Here is a 15,914-nt window from a genome sequence, read left to right on the forward strand (position 1 = left end):
CCGGGCGGTCACCCCGCTCCACCCCGCTCCATCGCTCTGACCTGCGGTAACGCAACGGAAACCAATGATGAAGACGGTTCGAATCAGTTGACGGTGGGGAGAAGTGGAGTATGGTGGTGCGCAGTGGAGGGCCCGGTGCACCAGCGCTGAGCGCTTCACGAGGCACGGGAGGTGGGGCCGGTGTTCCTCGGCACCCATCAACCGCGTCTGGACGACAAGGGACGGCTGTTCCTGCCGGCTAAGTACCGTGAGGAGCTGGCGGAGGGTCTTGTGATCACCAAAGGCCAGGAGCGATGCCTCTACGTCTTTCCCGTGGAGGAGTTCCAGCGCATTACCGAGGCTCTCAGCACCGCCCCGGTCACCGCCAAGGCGGTACGTGACTACAGCCGCGTCTTCTTCGCCAGCGCGTCCGATGAGAAACCGGACAAGCAGGGGCGCATCACGATCCCGCAGAGCCTGCGTCAGTACGCGGGTTTGGAGCGTGACTGCGTGGTCATCGGGGCCAACACCCGGCTGGAGATCTGGGACGCGCAGGCCTGGGACACCTATCTCAACGCGCAGGAGCAGGCGTTCGCCGATCTGTCGGAGGAGGTGCTGCCAGGGATCTTGTAGTAGCCACGGTCGATCCGTCGATGTTGTCGTTCGGCGAGGTCTCCACCCGCAACCACTGCCTGTCAGCTGATGCACCTTCCCCGGTGTCAGATGGCAGGCGTCCACGAAGAGGGTGCGGATGGGGACCTGGCCGGACGGCACCGGGTGGGGACTCTGTGACCGGCGATCGATCTATACGCGTCATCCGCGAGCAAGGACGCGAGAGGGGGGTTGGAGATGCAGGACAACGCTGGCACGGGCGGTCACGTTCCGGTGATGCTCGAGCGCGTTCTGGAGCTGCTGGGTCCCGCGCTGTCCGGAGCGTCGCCCGTCGTCGTCGACGCCAACCTCGGTCTCGGTGGCCACTCTGAGGCCCTGCTCGCCACATTTCCCGAGGTCCGTCTGATCGGTATCGACCGCGACCCTTTCGCGATCGACTACTCGACCCGCAGACTGAGCCCGTACACGGACAGGATCACCCTGGTCCACGCATCCTCCGGTGACCTGGCCGAGGTGCTCGCCCGCACGGGGCGCACCACGGTCAACGGAGTGCTGTTCGACCTGGGAGTCTCCTCGCCGCAGCTCGACGAGGCGGAGCGCGGGTTCGCCTACTCCTACGACGCGCCGCTCGACATGCGGATGGACACGGAGCAGGAGCTGACGGCGGAGAAAGTGGTCAACACCTACTCCGCGGCAGAGCTGATCCGCATTCTGCGTGACTACGGCGAGGAACGATTCGCCCCGCGTGTCGCGGCCCTGATCATTAAGGAACGGGCTAAAGAGGCAATAACCTCGACCAAGCGGCTTGCGGACATCGTGCGCGAGGCGATTCCCGCCGCGACCCGGCGCACCGGGGGAAACCCCGCCAAGAGGACTTTCCAAGCGCTACGCATCGAGGTGAACGCGGAGCTGACCTCCCTGGAGGAGGCGCTCCCCGCGGCACTCGACGCGCTGGCGCTCGGTGGGCGAGTCGTCGTGCTCTCCTACCACTCACTCGAGGACCGGCTCACCAAGCAGGCCCTCACGGCGCGAACCAAGGACACGAGCCCCCCCGGGCTGCCCGTTCCGCTGCCGGCTCACCAGCCGAGGTTCCGCCTGCTGACGAAGGGAGCCGAGCTCCCAAGCGAAGAAGAGCTCGCCCGCAACCCGCGGGCGGCCTCGGCCCGGCTACGGGCGGCAGAGAGGATCCGTGTTGACGACTGAGCAGGAGACCGGCCGGGGTGCGCCCGTCCGCCGCGCAGTACCCAAGCCCGGGCCCAAGACGGGCACGCGCCGGCTCGGGGCGACACACCAGTCCAAGCCGCGGCCCCGTCCTGACGTCGAGAGCAAGCTGTCGGCCGCCGAGCGGGCGCGCCTCGAACTCGACGGCAAGCGATCCGGCGCCGAGCGGGCACGTGCGGACGGCGCCGAGCGGGCACGTGCGGACGGCGCCGAGCGGACGCGTGCGGACAGCGGTGCGCGCGTGCGGACGGATGCCTCGACGCGCGCGCGTACGGACGTCGGCGAGAAGCGGCCGGCAACCGAGCGGGTGCGCCGCGCCGCGGGCACGCGGCCCACGTCGGCGGACGCGAAGCTCAGGCGGCCGGTGCCGCGGCGGCGTCCCGCCCGGCGGCAGCGCGCGCCGTTCGTGCTGCTCGTCGTCGGGCTGCTCTGCGGCGGCCTGGTGAGCCTGCTGCTGCTCAACACCATGCTCGCCAAGGACGCCATCACCGATGCCAAGCTGCGCGACGAGATCGCGGTGGCGCGGCAGGAGAAAGAGAAGATCGACGAGGAGTACCTGCTCAAGACGCAGCCGGACAACCTCTCGAAGATGGCTGAGAGCCAGGGGCAACACCGCGACTGGGACAACGTCAACAGCTGGACCGGCGATGACGACCCGGCCGGCCAGGCGGACACGGAACGGTGAGGGATTCAGGCGGCAGGGGGCAGGGTCCCGGCCGCGGTGCTGGCGGCGCCGGCTCTCAAGGAGGGCCCGGCGCCGCTCGTCGTACGCCCGGCGGTCCGGGACGGTCGGGGCGCCAAGGGGGCTCTTCCCGCTCTGAGGGGACGGGCCGCCCGGCGTCGCCGGAGAACCCGCCGCGCCAGCCGCGCAAGCGCCCACAGGACCCTCTCGACCTGCCGTTCGGTCCCGACGACGAGCCCCGGGGGCGCCCGCCGCGCGATTCCGGTGACGACTCGCGCGGCCGTCCCCCTCGAGACGATGCCGGTCAGGGCCGTCCCGGCCGTTCCTCCCGGGATGACACCGGTCGCGCCGATCAGGGTCGTTCCGGCCGTTCGTCCCGGGACGACGCCGGCCGCAACGGTCAGGGCCGTGCCGGCCGCTCCCGTTCCGGCGACTCCGGTGGGGCGCGTCAAGGCGGCCAGGACCGTGCCCGGCAGGACGGCGCGACGGGCCGCAACCGCGGTGAGGCTTCCCGCGGGAGCTCACGCGGGGAGGCAGGCACGCGCAGGCGCCCGCACGACGAGGACGACCGCCCGAGGGAGCGGGCCGGGCAGGGACGTGATGAGGGCGATCGTCCCAGGGGGCGTGCTCCCCGCGGACGCGATGACTCCGATCGGCTCCGGGGACGCGATCAGGGACGCGACGAGCGGGCACGCGGCAGGCAGGAGGACGACCCACCGCGGCGCGGCAGGCCGGAGGACGGGAGCAGAGCGGAAGGGGCCCGGCGCACTCAGGCGGGCAGCCCCAGGCCGGAGCCGGCGCGGGGCCGTGAACGGGTGGGGGTGCGCCGCGGCGGGGACGTGCCGCCGCCCAGGGGGCCGCGCAGGCCGCCACCGCAACCGCCCAGGCCGCCGCACGTGCTGCGGCTGGGCAACCCGCGCAGGCGCATCAACATCGGCCTGATCGGCATGACGTTCATCCTGTCGATCTTCGCCGGGCGGCTGATCCAGATGCAGGGACTCGACTCCAAGGTGTACGAGGCCGCGGCGGTGGGCCAGCGCCTGCACACCGAGGAGATCCCCGCCAAACGCGGCTCGATCACCGACGTCAACGGCCACGGGCTGGCCGTCACCGTCGAGGCCCGCGAGGTGTCGATCGACCCGTCCAAGGTCCTCGCCGAGTCGCGGGCGAAATGGACCAAGCTCCTGGCGCAGCAGCTCGGCAAGAGCGAGCAGGAGATCGCCGCGAAGCTGGCCAGGACGAACACCCGCTACCAGCGCCTGGCCACGGACGTCGACCCCGTCGTGGCCAGCCGCCTGCTGCAGGCCCGTGTGCCCGCGTTGTCGGCGAAGAAGACCTACCGCAGGGTCTATCCGGCGGGCGACCTGGCGGGCAGCCTGATCGGGTTCGTCGGCGACGAGGGCGACGGCCTCGGCGGGATGGAGCAGGCCAAGAACACGTTGCTGGCCGGGCACGACGGGGAGCAGCGCGTCGAGACGGGCCGCGACGGTCTGCGCATCCCGATGACCAGCAGCCAGCGCACCGCCCCTGTGAACGGGCAGTCCGTGCGGCTGACCATCGACCGCGACATCCAGTGGGCCGCCCAGGAGTCCATCGCCAAGCAGGTCAAGAAGGCCGGCGCCGACAGCGGCACCGTGATCGTCATGGACGTGCGGACCGCCCAGATCATCGCCATGGCCAACGCCCCCGAGCTCGACCTGAACAACTGGCGCAAGGCCCCCGCCTCCACGTACATCAACAAGGCCGCCGCCGACGTGTTCGAGCCGGGCAGCACCAACAAGGTGATCACGGCGGCCGCCGCGATCGAGGCCGGCGAGGTGACGCCCGACACGGTGTTCCAGGTCCCCGACCGGATCAAGTGCGCCGACCAGGTGCTGCGTGACGCCCACGCGCACAAGTCCGAGTCGATGACCTTCCGCCAGGCCGTGGCCGAGTCCAGCAACGTGGCCACGATCATGGCCGCGCGCAAGGTCGGCAGCGAGCGCCTGTACCGGATGCTGAAGACGTTCGGGTTCGGCTCGAAGCCCGGCGGTGGCGTGCCGAGTGCGGAGGCCGGCCTGCTGCCCGACTACAAGAACTGGTCGGGCAGCCAGAACTGCACCGTCGCCTACGGGCAGGGCGTTTCGGTGACCGCGCTGCAGATGGCCAGCGTCTACCAGGCCATCGCCAACGGCGGCATCAAGGTCGAGCCGCAGATCGTCGCCGGCACGACCGACACGTCAGGCAGGTTCGTTCCCGCTCCCGCAGGTAAGCAGACCAAGGTGGTGAGCGCGACGACGGCCAAGGAGATCACGACGATGCTGGAGAGCGCAGTGAGCGCGGAGGGCACGGGACTGCTCGCGGCCATCCCGGGTTACCGGGTGGCGGGCAAGACGGGCACGGCCAACCGTTACGATGCCAAGCTCGGCCGTTACAAGGGCTACACGGCCTCGTTCGTCGGGTTCGCGCCGGCCGACCAGCCCCGGCTGGTCGTGCTGTCGGTGCTGCAGAACCCGAAGAACGGCCACTTCGGCGGGCAGCTGGCGGCCCCCGTGTTCAAGGACGTGATGACGTTCGCCATCAAGAGCAAGAAGATTCCTCCCACAGGCTCCACCGCTCCGCCGGTGCGGATGCGCGCGGGACAGTGAGCAGGGAAGGTACGCTCTCGCCGTGCGTCCCCCGTCGTCTATGCGTCCCACGACCAGCCCGCCCCGTCCGCTGACCGGGCTCGCGACCATGCTCGACGCCGGCTCAGGCTCGTCGCGGTCGCCTCATGCCGCCCTGACCGGCGTCACCATCGACTCCCGCAACGTCAGGCGCGGAGACCTGTACGTGGCCCTGCCCGGTAAGCAGGCCCACGGCGCCGCCTTCGCCGCCGACGCGATGGCGAAGGGTGCCGTGGCCGTGCTCACCGACCAGGACGGTCGCGACGCGGCCGTCGCGACCGGGCTGCCTGTGCTGATCGTGCCCGACCCGCGCGCCCTGCTCGGGCAGGTCTCCTCCTGGGTGTACGGGCAGCCGGCCCACGACATCCAGATCCTCGGCGTCACCGGCACCAGCGGCAAGTCCACCACCACGTTCATGATCGAGGCGGGCCTGCGGGCCGCGGGCCACACGGCGGGCCTGGTGGGCGGCGTCGAGATCCACGCGGGCGACGTGCGCTTCGAGCCCACGCTCACCACGCCGGAGGCGTCGGAGCTGCACGGCCTGTTCGCCCTGATGCGCGAGGAGGGCGTGAGCGCGGCCGTCATGGAGGTCTCCAGCCACGCGCTCGCGCTCGGCAGGGTCGACGGGCTCTTCTACGACGTCGCCCTGTTCACGAACCTCTCCCAGGACCACCTCGACTTCCACAAGGACTTCGAGGACTACTTCGCGACCAAGGTGCGGCTGTTCCAGCCGGAGCTGAGCCGGGCCGGCGTGACCAACATCGACGACCGCTACGGGCGGGAGCTGCTCGACCTGGCCAAGGTGCCGATGACCACGTTCTCGGCGCTGGGCGACCCGGAGGCCCGGTGGCGGGCGCTGGACGCCAGGCTGGGCGCGGACGGCAGCGCGTTCAGGGTGGTCGGTCCCGGCGGGGTCGAGGCCGACGCGCAGATCTCGCTGCCGGGGCCGTTCAACGTCGCCAACGCGCTCGGCGCCATCGTCACCCTGGTCGAGGCCGGAGTGCCGCTGCAGACCGCCGTGCACGGCGTGGGAACGCTCACCGGCGTACCCGGGCGCATGCAGCGGATCACGGCCGCGGACGACGAGTTCCAGGCCGTCGTGGACTACTCACACAAACCCGGCGCCGTGGAGTCGGTGCTGCGCTCGCTGAGGTCGGTCACGGCGGGCACGCTGACGATCGTGCTCGGCTGCGGCGGCGACCGCGACAAGGGCAAACGGCCTATCATGGGCGAACTCGCAGCTCGCTTGGCGGATGTGGCCATTTTCACGAGCGACAATCCGCGCTCGGAGGATCCGCTCGCCATCCTCGCGACGATGATGGAGGGAGCGCTCAGCGTTCCGCAGCACGACCGCGCTCATGTGATCATTGAGCCCGACCGCGCGGCCGCCATCGGCCTGGCGATCGCCCGGGCCGGACGCGGCGACGTGATCGTCGTGGCCGGCAAGGGTCACGAGCAGGGTCAGTACGTTTCAGGCGAAGTGATCCCCTTCGACGACCGCGAAGTGGTCGCCGAGGCGATTGCCGAACGCAAGGAAAGCACGGAAAGCAGGAAGCACTGATGATCCCGTTGCCTCTGGCCAGGATCGCCGAGATAACCTCGGGCGCCCTGTCGGGCATGGCCGATCCCCGCGCTGTGGTGCGCGGGCCCGTCGTGATCGACTCGCGGGCCGTCGAACCGGGATCGCTGTTCGTCGCCTTCAGGGGCGCGCGGGTCGACGGTCATGACTACGTCGCGCAGGCGATCAGGGCCGGAGCCGTCGCCGTACTGGCCACCAGGCCGGTCGACGCCCCCGCGGTGATCGTGCCCGACGCCGCCGCCGCGCTGGCCGAGCTGGCCGCCGCCCAGGCGGCCACGCTGCCCAAGGTCACCGTGATCGGCGTGACCGGCTCGGCGGGAAAGACCACGACCAAGGACCTCCTGGCCAAGCTGACCGCCCGGGTCGGGCCCACCATCGCCCCCGTCGGCAGCTTCAACAACGAGCTCGGCCACCCGCTGACCGTGCTGCGGGCCGACCTCGACACCCGCTTCATGGTGCTGGAGCTGGCCGCCCGCAACATCGGCCACATCAAGGAGCTGACCCGCATCGCGCCGCCGCAGATCGGCGTGGTGCTCAACGTCGGCACCGCGCACCTCGGCGTGTTCGGCGGCAAGGAGGCCATCGCCAAGGCCAAGGGCGAGCTGGTGGAGTCGCTGCCGCGCACCGGCGTGGCCATCCTGAACGCCGACGACCCGATGGTGCGGGCCATGGCCTCGCGCACGGAGGCGCGCGTCACGTACTTCGGGCGCGCCGAGTCCGCCTCCATCCGGGCCGACAACGTCTTGGTCGACGCCCGCGGGCGGGCCTCGTTCACGCTGCGCACGCCCTCGGGGTCCGCGCCCGTGTCGCTCAAGCTGTACGGGGAGCACGCGGTCGCGAACGCCCTCGCCGCCGCCGCGGCCGCCTACGAGCTGGGCCTGCCGGTGGCGACCATCGCCGAGGAGCTGTCGGAGGCCACGCCGCGCAGCCGGTGGCGGATGGAGGTCACGGACCGGGGCGACGGGGTCACGGTCGTCAACGACGCGTACAACGCCAATCCTGACTCGATGCGGGCGGCCTTCGACGCGTTCGCGGTGCTGGGGCGGGGGCGACGGCGCTTCGCCGTCATCGCGGCGCTGCGGGAGCTGGGCGAGGAAGGGCCCGCGCTCAACGCCGAGCTGGGCCGGCTGGCCGGCGGCTCAGGGCTGGCCGGGCTGATCGTGGCGGGTCCCGACGCGGGGCCCGTGCTGGAGGGCGCACGCGCGGCCGCCGCCGAGGCCCAGGCGGCTGCCCAGGCGTCTCTGGACGCCCAGGCGGCGGCCGACGCCGCAGCCGGCCTCCCACCCGCCTCCGGACCGCACACGCCTGGACCGCACGCGTCTGCAGGCCATCAGGGCCCCGCAGGGCCTCCGGTCGCACCGCCGCCTTCCGCCCCTTCCCAGGGCACGCCGCAAAGCTGGCACGGGCCTGTACCGGAGCAGGGGGCGCCCCAGCCCGGGTGGCAGGCGCCGGGCGCCGCCCCGCAGGGCTGGCAGGCGCCGGATGGCGGTAGCGCGCCGCAGGAGTGGCACGCGGCCGCTCACGAGCAAGGCAGCCCCCAGGGCGGCGCCGCGCCGGAAGGGTGGCAGCCGCCGGTGGGCGGGGTCATGCCTGGGCAGCCGCCGACGGGTGGGGCGCCGGTGGGCGGGCCTGTGGTGGCAGGGGTGCCGGCCGGGGGACCGCCGAGCGGGGGACCGCCGGGGGCTGGGGCCGCGTATCCTGCGCAGGCGATGCGAATTGTGCATGTGCCCGATGCCGAGGCGGCCGCGGCCGAGCTGGCCGGATGGCTGCGGCCGGGTGATGCGGTACTGGTGAAGGGACCGAGAGCCATGGGACTGGAACGGACAGCCGAGCTGCTGCTCGGAGGTGCCGCCCAGTGACCGAGATCATCATCGCCGGTGCGGTGGGCCTGATCCTCTCGATGCTGGGCACTCCGCTGGCGATCAGGCTGTTCTCGCGGCGCGGCTACGGCCAGGAGATCCGCGAGGACGGCGTGCAGGCCCACCTCGGCAAGCGGGGCACCCCCACGATGGGCGGCACCGTGTTCGTGCTGGCCTCGCTGCTCGCCTACGGAGCCTCCCATCTGGCCACCTTCGCCGCCCCGACCGTGTCGGGCATGCTGGTGCTGTTCCTGATGACGGGGCTCGGCGCGGTCGGGTTCCTCGACGACTTCATCAAGATCTACAAGCAGCGCAGCCTCGGCCTCCGCAGTGGCGCCAAGGCGCTCGGCCAGCTCGTCGTCGGCGCGGTCTTCGCGTTCTTGGTGGTCCGCCAGCCGAACGTCTACGGCATCACCCCCGCCGAGCCCCGGATCTCGTTCCTCCGCGACATCGGCCCGTCGATCGGCATCGTCGGGTTCACCATCTGGGTGCTCTTCATGATCGTCGGGTTCTCCAACGCGGTGAACCTCACCGACGGCCTCGACGGCCTGGCCAGCGGCGCGACCGGCGTCGTGCTCGCGGCCTACGTGCTGATCGGCAACTGGCAGCTCCGCAACAACTGCATCGACCAGCTCGGCCCCAACTGCTACTGGGTACGAGATCCGCTCGACCTGGCCGTGGTGGCCGCGGCCGTGCTGGGGGCGCTGATCGGGTTCCTGTGGTGGAACGCCCCGCCCGCGCGCATCTTCATGGGCGACACCGGCTCGCTGGCCCTCGGCGGCGTGCTGGCCGGGCTGGCCATCGCCACCCGTACCCAGCTCCTGTTGATCATCCTCGCCGGCCTGTGCGTGATGATCACCCTGTCGGTGATCATCCAGGTCGGGTTCTTCAAGATGACCGGGAAACGGGTGTTCAGGATGGCCCCGCTGCAGCACCACTTCGAGCTGAAGGGCTGGGCGGAGACCACGATCGTGGTCAGGTTCTGGCTGATCGCGATGCTCTGCTCGGCTCTCGGGCTCGGGCTGTTCTACGTCGAGTGGATGCCAGGGGCATGAGTGTGACGTGTGTGGCCGGGCTCGGCGTCTCCGGCACCGCCGTGGCCAGGGTCCTGGCCGAGCGCGGCGAGCGGGTCGTGGTCGTGGAGGCGGTGGAGGGCGAGCGCCAGCTCGCCGCGGCCGCCGAGCTGGCCGCGGCAGGCGTGGAGACCCGCTTCGGGGCCATGGAGGTCCCGGAGGGGGCGACGCGGCTGGTCACCACCGGCTGGGCGCCGCACCACCCGCTGATCGCCGCCGCGCTCGAAGCGGGCGTCGAGGTGGTGGGCGAGGTCGAGCTGGCCTGGAGGCTGCGGCCGGCGCAGGCGGCGCCGTGGCTCGCGCTGACCGGCACCAACGGCAAGACCACCGCCGTGCGCATGCTCACCTCGATGCTGCTGGCCGCTGGCCGCAAGGCCCTGGCCGTCGGGAACGTGGGCGTCCCCGTGGTGCGGGCCGTCGCCGAGCCGTACGACGTGCTGGCCGTCGAGCTTTCCAGCTTCCAGCTCCACTGGTCGAGCACGCTGGCCCCGCACGCCGCGGCCATCCTCAACGTGGCCCCCGACCACCTCGACTGGCACGGCTCCATGGAGGAGTACGCCGCCGCCAAGGGCCGCATCTACGAGCGGGCAAAGATCGTCATCTACAACGCCGACGACCCCGAGGCGACCAGGCTGGCCGCGCCCTACCCGGGAGCGGTCGGGTTCACGCTGCGGGTGCCCAGGCGGGGTGAGATCGGCGTGGTGGAGGACCTGCTGGTCGACCGGGCGTTCGTGGAGGACCCCGTGGAGGCGGCCGAGGAGCTGGCGACGCTGGAGGACGTGCGTCCCTTCGCGCCGCACAACGTGGCCAACGCGCTGGCCGCCGCCGCCCTGGCCCGCTCCCTCGGCGTCCCTTCCGAGGCGGTACGCCAGGGCCTGCGGGACTTCGTGCCCGACCCCCACCGGCTCGCCCACGTCGACCGGATCGGCGAGGTCGACTACATCGACGACTCCAAGGCGACCAACCCGCATGCCGCCGCCGCCGCGCTGGCCTCGTACCAGTCGATCGTGTGGGTGGCGGGCGGTCTGCTCAAGGGCGCCGACGTCGACGAGCTGGTACGCCAGGCGGCCCCCAGACTGCGCGGCGCGGTGCTGCTGGGCGCCGATCGCGCGGCCATCGCGGAAGCCATCGCGCGACACGCGCCGAATGTCCCCGTCGTGGACATCGCCGATCGGGACACTGGTGCGATGGAAAGAGTCGTCACCGAAGCCGCCCGGCTGGCCTCGCCCGGGGACACCGTGCTGCTCTCCCCGGCGGGGGCCTCCCTTGACATGTTCGCCAACTATCCGGCGCGGGGGGAGGCCTTCGCACGCGCCGTACACGAGCTGAGGCTGCGACGTGAGCGCGAGCGCTGAGGAGCCGCGCGCCGTCGCGGGGCCGGGCAGCTGGGCGCGCGAGCAGCTCGGCGCGCTGAAGGAGCTGCTCGACAAGCCGCTGACCACCTACTACCTGATCATCATGTGCAGTGCGCTGCTGCTCGCGCTCGGCCTGATGATGGTGCTGTCGGCCTCCAGCATCGAGGCGCTGCAGAAGACCGGCAGCCCGTTCTCGTGGTTCTTCAAGCAGTCGCTGTCGGCCGCCGTGGGCGCGCCGCTGATGTGGGGCTGCTCGCGGCTGCCGGTCAAGTTCTTCCGCTGGGCGGGCTATCCCATGATGGCGCTGTCGATCCTGGCGCTGGTCATGGTGCTGTTCATCGGCTCGAGCGAGCTGGGCGCGCAGCGGTGGATCTACGTCGGCCCGTTCACCATCCAGCCGTCCGAGCCGGCCAAGCTCGGGCTCGTGCTGTGGGGCGCGGACCTGCTGGCCAGGCGGGCGCGGCTGGGCCGCATCGAGTGGCGGCAGATGCTGATCCCGCTCATGCCCGGCACCGCGATCCTGGCCGTCATGGTCATGCTCGGCCGCGACCTGGGCACCACGCTGGTGCTGTTCATGATCTTCCTGGCGCTGCTGTGGGTGGTGGGGGCGCCGGTGAAGCTGTTCGGCGGCATCCTGTCGCTGGCGGTGCTCGCCGCGGTCATCATGATCAAGGTGGAGCCGTACCGGATGGCGCGCATCGGGGCCTATCTCAACCCGTGGGCCGACGCGCAGAACGCCGGATACCAGGCCGTACAGGGGCAGATCGCGATGGGCTCGGGCGGCTGGTTCGGGCTCGGGCTCGGCGCGAGCCGGCAGAAGTGGAGCTGGCTGCCACACGGCGAGAGCGACTTCATCTTCGCCATCCTCGGCGAGGAGCTCGGGCTGATGGGCACGCTGATGGTGGTGGCGCTGTTCGGGCTGCTCGGGTACGCGGGGCTGCGGGTCGCCGTCCGCGTCAACGACGCCTTCACCAGGCTCGCCGCCGCAGCCATGGTGGCCTGGATCGTCGGGCAGGCGACCGTCAACATGGGCGCCGTGCTCGGTGTGCTGCCGATCACCGGTATCCCCCTGCCGCTGGTCTCGTACGGCGGTTCCTCGCTGCTGCCCACGCTCGCCGCGCTCGGCATGCTGTTGTCGTTCGCCAAACGCGAGCCGGGTGCGCGAGAAGCCTTGGCAGCTCGTGGCCCCGGACCGGCCGCCCGGGCCCTAAGCTGGCTTGGCCTGGGGGGTACGACCAGAGGCCGAGTGACACGTTAGGGAGTGACCGAGATGAGGGTGGTCCTCGCCGGTGGGGGGACGGCCGGGCACATCGAGCCCGCGCTCGCCCTTGCGGACGCGCTGCGCCATCTTGACCGGGGCGTCGGCATCACCTGTTTGGGCACGGAGCGCGGTCTGGAGACGCGGCTCGTTCCCGCCAGGGGCTACGAGCTGGAGCTGGTGCCGGCCGTGCCGTTGCCAAGGGCGATCACTCCGAGCCTGCTCACCGTGCCGGGGAGACTGGCAGGGGCGATCAACGCGGCGGCCGGCATACTCGACCGGGTCAAGGCCGACATCCTCGTCGGATTCGGCGGCTACGTCGCGACCCCCGCCTATCTGGCGGCCAAGCGGCGCGGCCTGCCGATCGTCGTACACGAGGCCAATCCGCGCCCCGGGCTGGCCAACCGGCTCGGCGCCCGGCTCACCGACCACGTCTTCGCCGGCTTCCCCGACACCACGCTGCCCAAGGCCGAATACATCGGCACCCCGATCCGCCGCGAGATCGTCAACCTCGACCGGCTGTCCATGGGCGACAAGGCGCGCTCCTGGTTCGGGCTGGAGAACGACCGGCCGACGCTGCTGGTGTTCGGCGGCTCGCAGGGGGCCAGGTCGCTCAACGAGGCCGCGCTCGCGGCCTCCCCGGTGCTGCGCAGGGCGGGGGTGCAGGTGCTCCACGTGCTCGGCCCGCAGAACACCGTCGACCGCGAGCCCCCGCCGGGCGACCCGCAGTACGTCCTGCTGCCCTACGTCGACCGCATGGACCTCGCCTACGCGGCCGCCGACTTCGTGCTGTGCCGCGCCGGCGCTCTGACATGCGCGGAGCTGACCGCGGTCGGGCTGCCCGCCGCGTACGTGCCGCTGCCGCACGGCAACGGCGAGCAGGCCATCAACGCCGGGCGCATCGCCCAGGGCGGCGGCGGCCTGACGGTCGACGACGCCGACCTCTCACCCGAATGGATCATCCACAACGTGCTGCCCATCCTCCGTGATCCCGAGCGGGTCGCCGCCATGTCCGAGGCGGCGTCCAGACTGGGACGCAAGGACGCCGATATCATGCTCGCCAGGAAAGTGTTGGAGATAGCCCGATGAGTCTCGTGAAGCTGGTCGATCCCGTCGCCGTAGCGGAGCTTGGGCGGGTGCACTTCATCGGCATCGGCGGCGCGGGCATGTCGGGCATCGCCCGCATCCTGCTGAAACGCGGTGTGCGGGTGTCCGGCAGCGACGCGCGCAGCTCCGAGCTGATCACCGAGCTGCGTGAGCTGGGCGCCACCATCCACATCGGCCATGCCGCGTCGCACGTGAGAGACGTCGACACCGTGGTCGTCTCGACCGCCATCCGCGACTCCAACCCCGAGCTGGGCGAAGCGCTCAAGCAGGGGCTGCGGATCATCCCGCGGGCCGCCGCGCTGGCCTCCGTCATGGCCGGGCGCACCGCCGTGGCCATCGCGGGCACCCACGGCAAGACGACCACCACCTCGATGCTGACCGTGGCGCTGCAGAAGTGCGGGGCCGACCCGTCCTACTGCGTGGGCGGCCAGCTCGTCACCACCGGGCTCGGCGCCGACGACGGCCAGGGGCAGGTGTTCGTGGCCGAGGCCGACGAGAGCGACGGCTCGTTCCTCATGCTGGCGCCCGACATCGCCGTGGTGACCAACGTCGAGGCCGACCACCTCGACAACTACGGCGACCCGCGGGCCGTGCACGACAGCTTCGCCAGGTTCGCCGACCGGGTCGGCTCGCTGCTCATCACCTGTGCCGACGACCCGGGCTCGGCCGAGGTGGCGCGCCGGGCGCGGGAGCGCGGGCTGCGGGTCAAGACGTACGGCCTGCAGGGCGAGGACTACCGCGTGCGGGGGGTCAGGCCCGACGGGTTCGGCACGGTCTTCGACATCGAAGGCCGGGGCGACGTGCGGCTGGCCGTCCCCGGCGCGCACAACGCGCTCAATGCCACCGCGGTGATCGCCGTGGCCGACGAGCTCGGATTGCCGTTCGAGGAGATCAGGCAGGGTCTGGGCGCCTTCACCGGGGCCAAGCGGCGCTTCGAGGCCAAGGGCGAGGCCGGCGGCATCGCGGTGTTCGACAGTTACGCGCACCACCCGACCGAGCTGGCCGCCGACCTGAAGGCCGCCCGCGACGTGGTCGCCTCCTACTCCGGCGACGGCCGGGTCATCGCGGTCTTCCAGCCGCACCTCTACTCGCGCACCCGGTTCTTCGCCGACGAGTTCGGCGCGGCGCTCGGGCTGGCCGACGAGGCCATCGTGCTCGACGTCTACGGGGCCCGCGAGGATCCCGAGCCTGGGGTCTCGGGCGCGCTGGTCGCCGGGCGGGTGCCGCTGCCGTCTGAGCAGGTCGTGTACGCGCCGGACCGGGCCACGGTGCCGGCGCTGGTGGCCGAGCGGGCGCGGCCCGGCGACATCGTGCTCACCATGGGCGCGGGCGACGTCACGGAGCTCGGCCCGCAGATCGTGGCCCGTCTTTCCCTCTGACCGCACTTCCGGGGGCGCTGCACCCTGGGCGTCCGACGATGGCTTCGTCCTGGCCGCCGCCGGGGTGCTCGACGAGCGCCGGGCCACCACCCACCGGCCGTACGCGGAGAAGCTGAGCCGCCGCTGTCCCGCCGTCCGGGTCGATCCGTCCCTGCTCCCCGCGGAGGACACCTCCGCGGGGACGGTGGGCGGCATCGAAAGAGTCCTTCCCCCGTGGGGCGGGGGCCCTTGGGAAGCGGCGGTCGCGCGAGGCGACGCATGGACCGTTTTGGGCGTGGCGTGCGGTGTTGCGACGCGCGTCGGCGTAGGTTCTGTGCCGACGCTCAGGGGCCGGCATGGGGAGGACGATGAAGGCGCGGACGGCGTTCCTGGTGCTGCTCACGGCAGGAGTGGTGGGCTCGGCCGCCTGGCTGGTGTTCTTCTCGCCCGTCCTGGGCGTGCGCTCGATCGAGATCGTGGGAAATCTCACAGTGCCGAGCGAGCGCATCAAGCAGCAGGCCGGCGTGGCCGACCTCCATCCCCTCGCCACCGTGAACCTCGCCGACGTAGAGGGCCGCGTGCTGGCCATCAGACAGCTCGCCAGCGCCAAGGTGGACCGGGTCTGGCCGGGCACGCTCAAGATCGAGGTGGTCGAGCGCGAGCCCGTCGCCTCGATCCCCGCGGGCGGCAAGTTCGCGATCGTCGACAAGCAGGGCGTGGTGATCGAGGTGAAGTCCGCGCCGCCGCCGATACTGCCGGTGCTCAAGGTCGACACACCCGCGGTGGGCGATCCCGCCATGATGGCGGCGCTCCAGGTCATCCAGGCGGTCCCGGATGAGGTGGCGCCCAAGGTCAGGGAAGTACGCGCGGGAACGGCCGAAGGCGTGACCCTGAAGCTGTCCGACGGGCGGACCGTCATCTGGGGCGGTGCCGACCGGCCCAAGGAGAAGGGCCGCATCCTGATTTCGCTGCTCAAACGCGAGAAAGCCACCGTGTTTGACGTCAGCTCTCCTGATGTGGTGACGCTGAAGTGATCAAGAGTGGGCAAGTCCGCGGCAAGGCATGGCCGAGCTTGTGCGAGGTGGGGGTCCCGGCGTGAGAGCCTTAAGTCGTACTCGGGCGCAGGAGCCCCCGACCAGGCGCGACTTCGGAGCGAAACGGACAGCCCGCGACACGCCGGACGTGC

12 protein-coding genes are annotated in these 15,914 nt (G+C 71.5%); all 12 read left to right on the top strand.

Features of this window, described 5'->3' with window-relative positions:
- Nucleotides 1–180: 180 nt before the first annotated feature.
- On the top strand, nucleotides 181–612 hold the full coding sequence (mraZ, locus tag ACQPWU_RS19440; RefSeq protein ID WP_357728740.1) for a division/cell wall cluster transcriptional repressor MraZ: 432 nt from the start codon (nucleotides 181–183) through the stop codon (nucleotides 610–612).
- A gap of 216 nt (nucleotides 613–828) precedes the next feature.
- The gene (gene rsmH, locus ACQPWU_RS19445) at nucleotides 829–1,794 is read left to right on the top strand and encodes a 16S rRNA (cytosine(1402)-N(4))-methyltransferase RsmH (RefSeq protein ID WP_433441941.1); all 966 of its coding nucleotides are present in this window, start codon (nucleotides 829–831) and stop codon (nucleotides 1,792–1,794) included.
- Nucleotides 1,784–2,497: a hypothetical protein gene (locus tag ACQPWU_RS19450; protein WP_433441943.1), complete on the top strand. Its 714-nt coding sequence runs from the start codon at nucleotides 1,784–1,786 to the stop codon at nucleotides 2,495–2,497. The genes rsmH and ACQPWU_RS19450 overlap by 11 nt, the downstream gene beginning before the upstream one ends.
- Before the next feature lie 812 nt (nucleotides 2,498–3,309).
- Nucleotides 3,310–5,121 (top strand): peptidoglycan D,D-transpeptidase FtsI family protein, encoded by a 1,812-nt coding sequence (locus ACQPWU_RS19455; protein WP_433441945.1) that lies wholly within the window; start codon nucleotides 3,310–3,312, stop codon nucleotides 5,119–5,121.
- A 40-nt stretch (nucleotides 5,122–5,161) separates the two neighbouring features.
- Nucleotides 5,162–6,700: a UDP-N-acetylmuramoyl-L-alanyl-D-glutamate--2,6-diaminopimelate ligase gene (locus tag ACQPWU_RS19460; protein ID WP_433441947.1), complete on the top strand. Its 1,539-nt coding sequence runs from the start codon at nucleotides 5,162–5,164 to the stop codon at nucleotides 6,698–6,700.
- On the top strand, nucleotides 6,700–8,577 hold the full coding sequence (locus ACQPWU_RS19465; RefSeq protein WP_433441949.1) for a UDP-N-acetylmuramoyl-tripeptide--D-alanyl-D-alanine ligase: 1,878 nt from the start codon (nucleotides 6,700–6,702) through the stop codon (nucleotides 8,575–8,577). The genes ACQPWU_RS19460 and ACQPWU_RS19465 overlap by 1 nt, the downstream gene beginning before the upstream one ends.
- On the top strand, nucleotides 8,574–9,632 hold the full coding sequence (mraY, locus tag ACQPWU_RS19470) for a phospho-N-acetylmuramoyl-pentapeptide-transferase (RefSeq protein ID WP_433441951.1): 1,059 nt from the start codon (nucleotides 8,574–8,576) through the stop codon (nucleotides 9,630–9,632). Before ACQPWU_RS19465 ends, mraY begins: the two co-directional genes overlap by 4 nt.
- On the top strand, nucleotides 9,629–11,005 hold the full coding sequence (murD, locus tag ACQPWU_RS19475) for a UDP-N-acetylmuramoyl-L-alanine--D-glutamate ligase (protein ID WP_433441953.1): 1,377 nt from the start codon (nucleotides 9,629–9,631) through the stop codon (nucleotides 11,003–11,005). Before mraY ends, murD begins: the two co-directional genes overlap by 4 nt.
- Nucleotides 10,989–12,263, top strand: coding sequence for a putative lipid II flippase FtsW (ftsW, locus tag ACQPWU_RS19480; RefSeq protein WP_433441955.1), 1,275 nt, complete (start codon nucleotides 10,989–10,991; stop codon nucleotides 12,261–12,263). The genes murD and ftsW overlap by 17 nt, the downstream gene beginning before the upstream one ends.
- A 12-nt stretch (nucleotides 12,264–12,275) precedes the next feature.
- On the top strand, nucleotides 12,276–13,352 hold the full coding sequence (gene murG, locus ACQPWU_RS19485; RefSeq protein ID WP_433441957.1) for an undecaprenyldiphospho-muramoylpentapeptide beta-N-acetylglucosaminyltransferase: 1,077 nt from the start codon (nucleotides 12,276–12,278) through the stop codon (nucleotides 13,350–13,352).
- Nucleotides 13,349–14,749, top strand: a complete 1,401-nt coding sequence (murC, locus tag ACQPWU_RS19490; RefSeq protein ID WP_433441959.1) for a UDP-N-acetylmuramate--L-alanine ligase — start codon at nucleotides 13,349–13,351, stop codon at nucleotides 14,747–14,749. The genes murG and murC overlap by 4 nt, the downstream gene beginning before the upstream one ends.
- A gap of 335 nt (nucleotides 14,750–15,084) precedes the next feature.
- Nucleotides 15,085–15,762, top strand: coding sequence for a cell division protein FtsQ/DivIB (locus ACQPWU_RS19495; protein WP_433441961.1), 678 nt, complete (start codon nucleotides 15,085–15,087; stop codon nucleotides 15,760–15,762).
- The last annotated feature ends 152 nt before the right edge of the window (nucleotides 15,763–15,914 follow it).

It is taken from the genome of Nonomuraea sp. CA-141351 (assembly GCF_050944675.1).
Taxonomy (GTDB): domain Bacteria; phylum Actinomycetota; class Actinomycetes; order Streptosporangiales; family Streptosporangiaceae; genus Nonomuraea.

Coding starts and splice junctions, on each gene's coding strand:
- ACQPWU_RS19495 (WP_433441961.1), top strand. CDS start 15,085: ATGGGGAGGACGATGAAGGCGCGGACGGCGTTCCTGGTGCTGCTCACG.
- murG (WP_433441957.1), top strand. CDS start 12,276: ATGAGGGTGGTCCTCGCCGGTGGGGGGACGGCCGGGCACATCGAGCCC.
- rsmH (WP_433441941.1), top strand. CDS start 829: ATGCAGGACAACGCTGGCACGGGCGGTCACGTTCCGGTGATGCTCGAG.
- murC (WP_433441959.1), top strand. CDS start 13,349: ATGAGTCTCGTGAAGCTGGTCGATCCCGTCGCCGTAGCGGAGCTTGGG.
- ACQPWU_RS19465 (WP_433441949.1), top strand. CDS start 6,700: ATGATCCCGTTGCCTCTGGCCAGGATCGCCGAGATAACCTCGGGCGCC.
- ACQPWU_RS19460 (WP_433441947.1), top strand. CDS start 5,162: ATGCGTCCCACGACCAGCCCGCCCCGTCCGCTGACCGGGCTCGCGACC.
- murD (WP_433441953.1), top strand. CDS start 9,629: ATGAGTGTGACGTGTGTGGCCGGGCTCGGCGTCTCCGGCACCGCCGTG.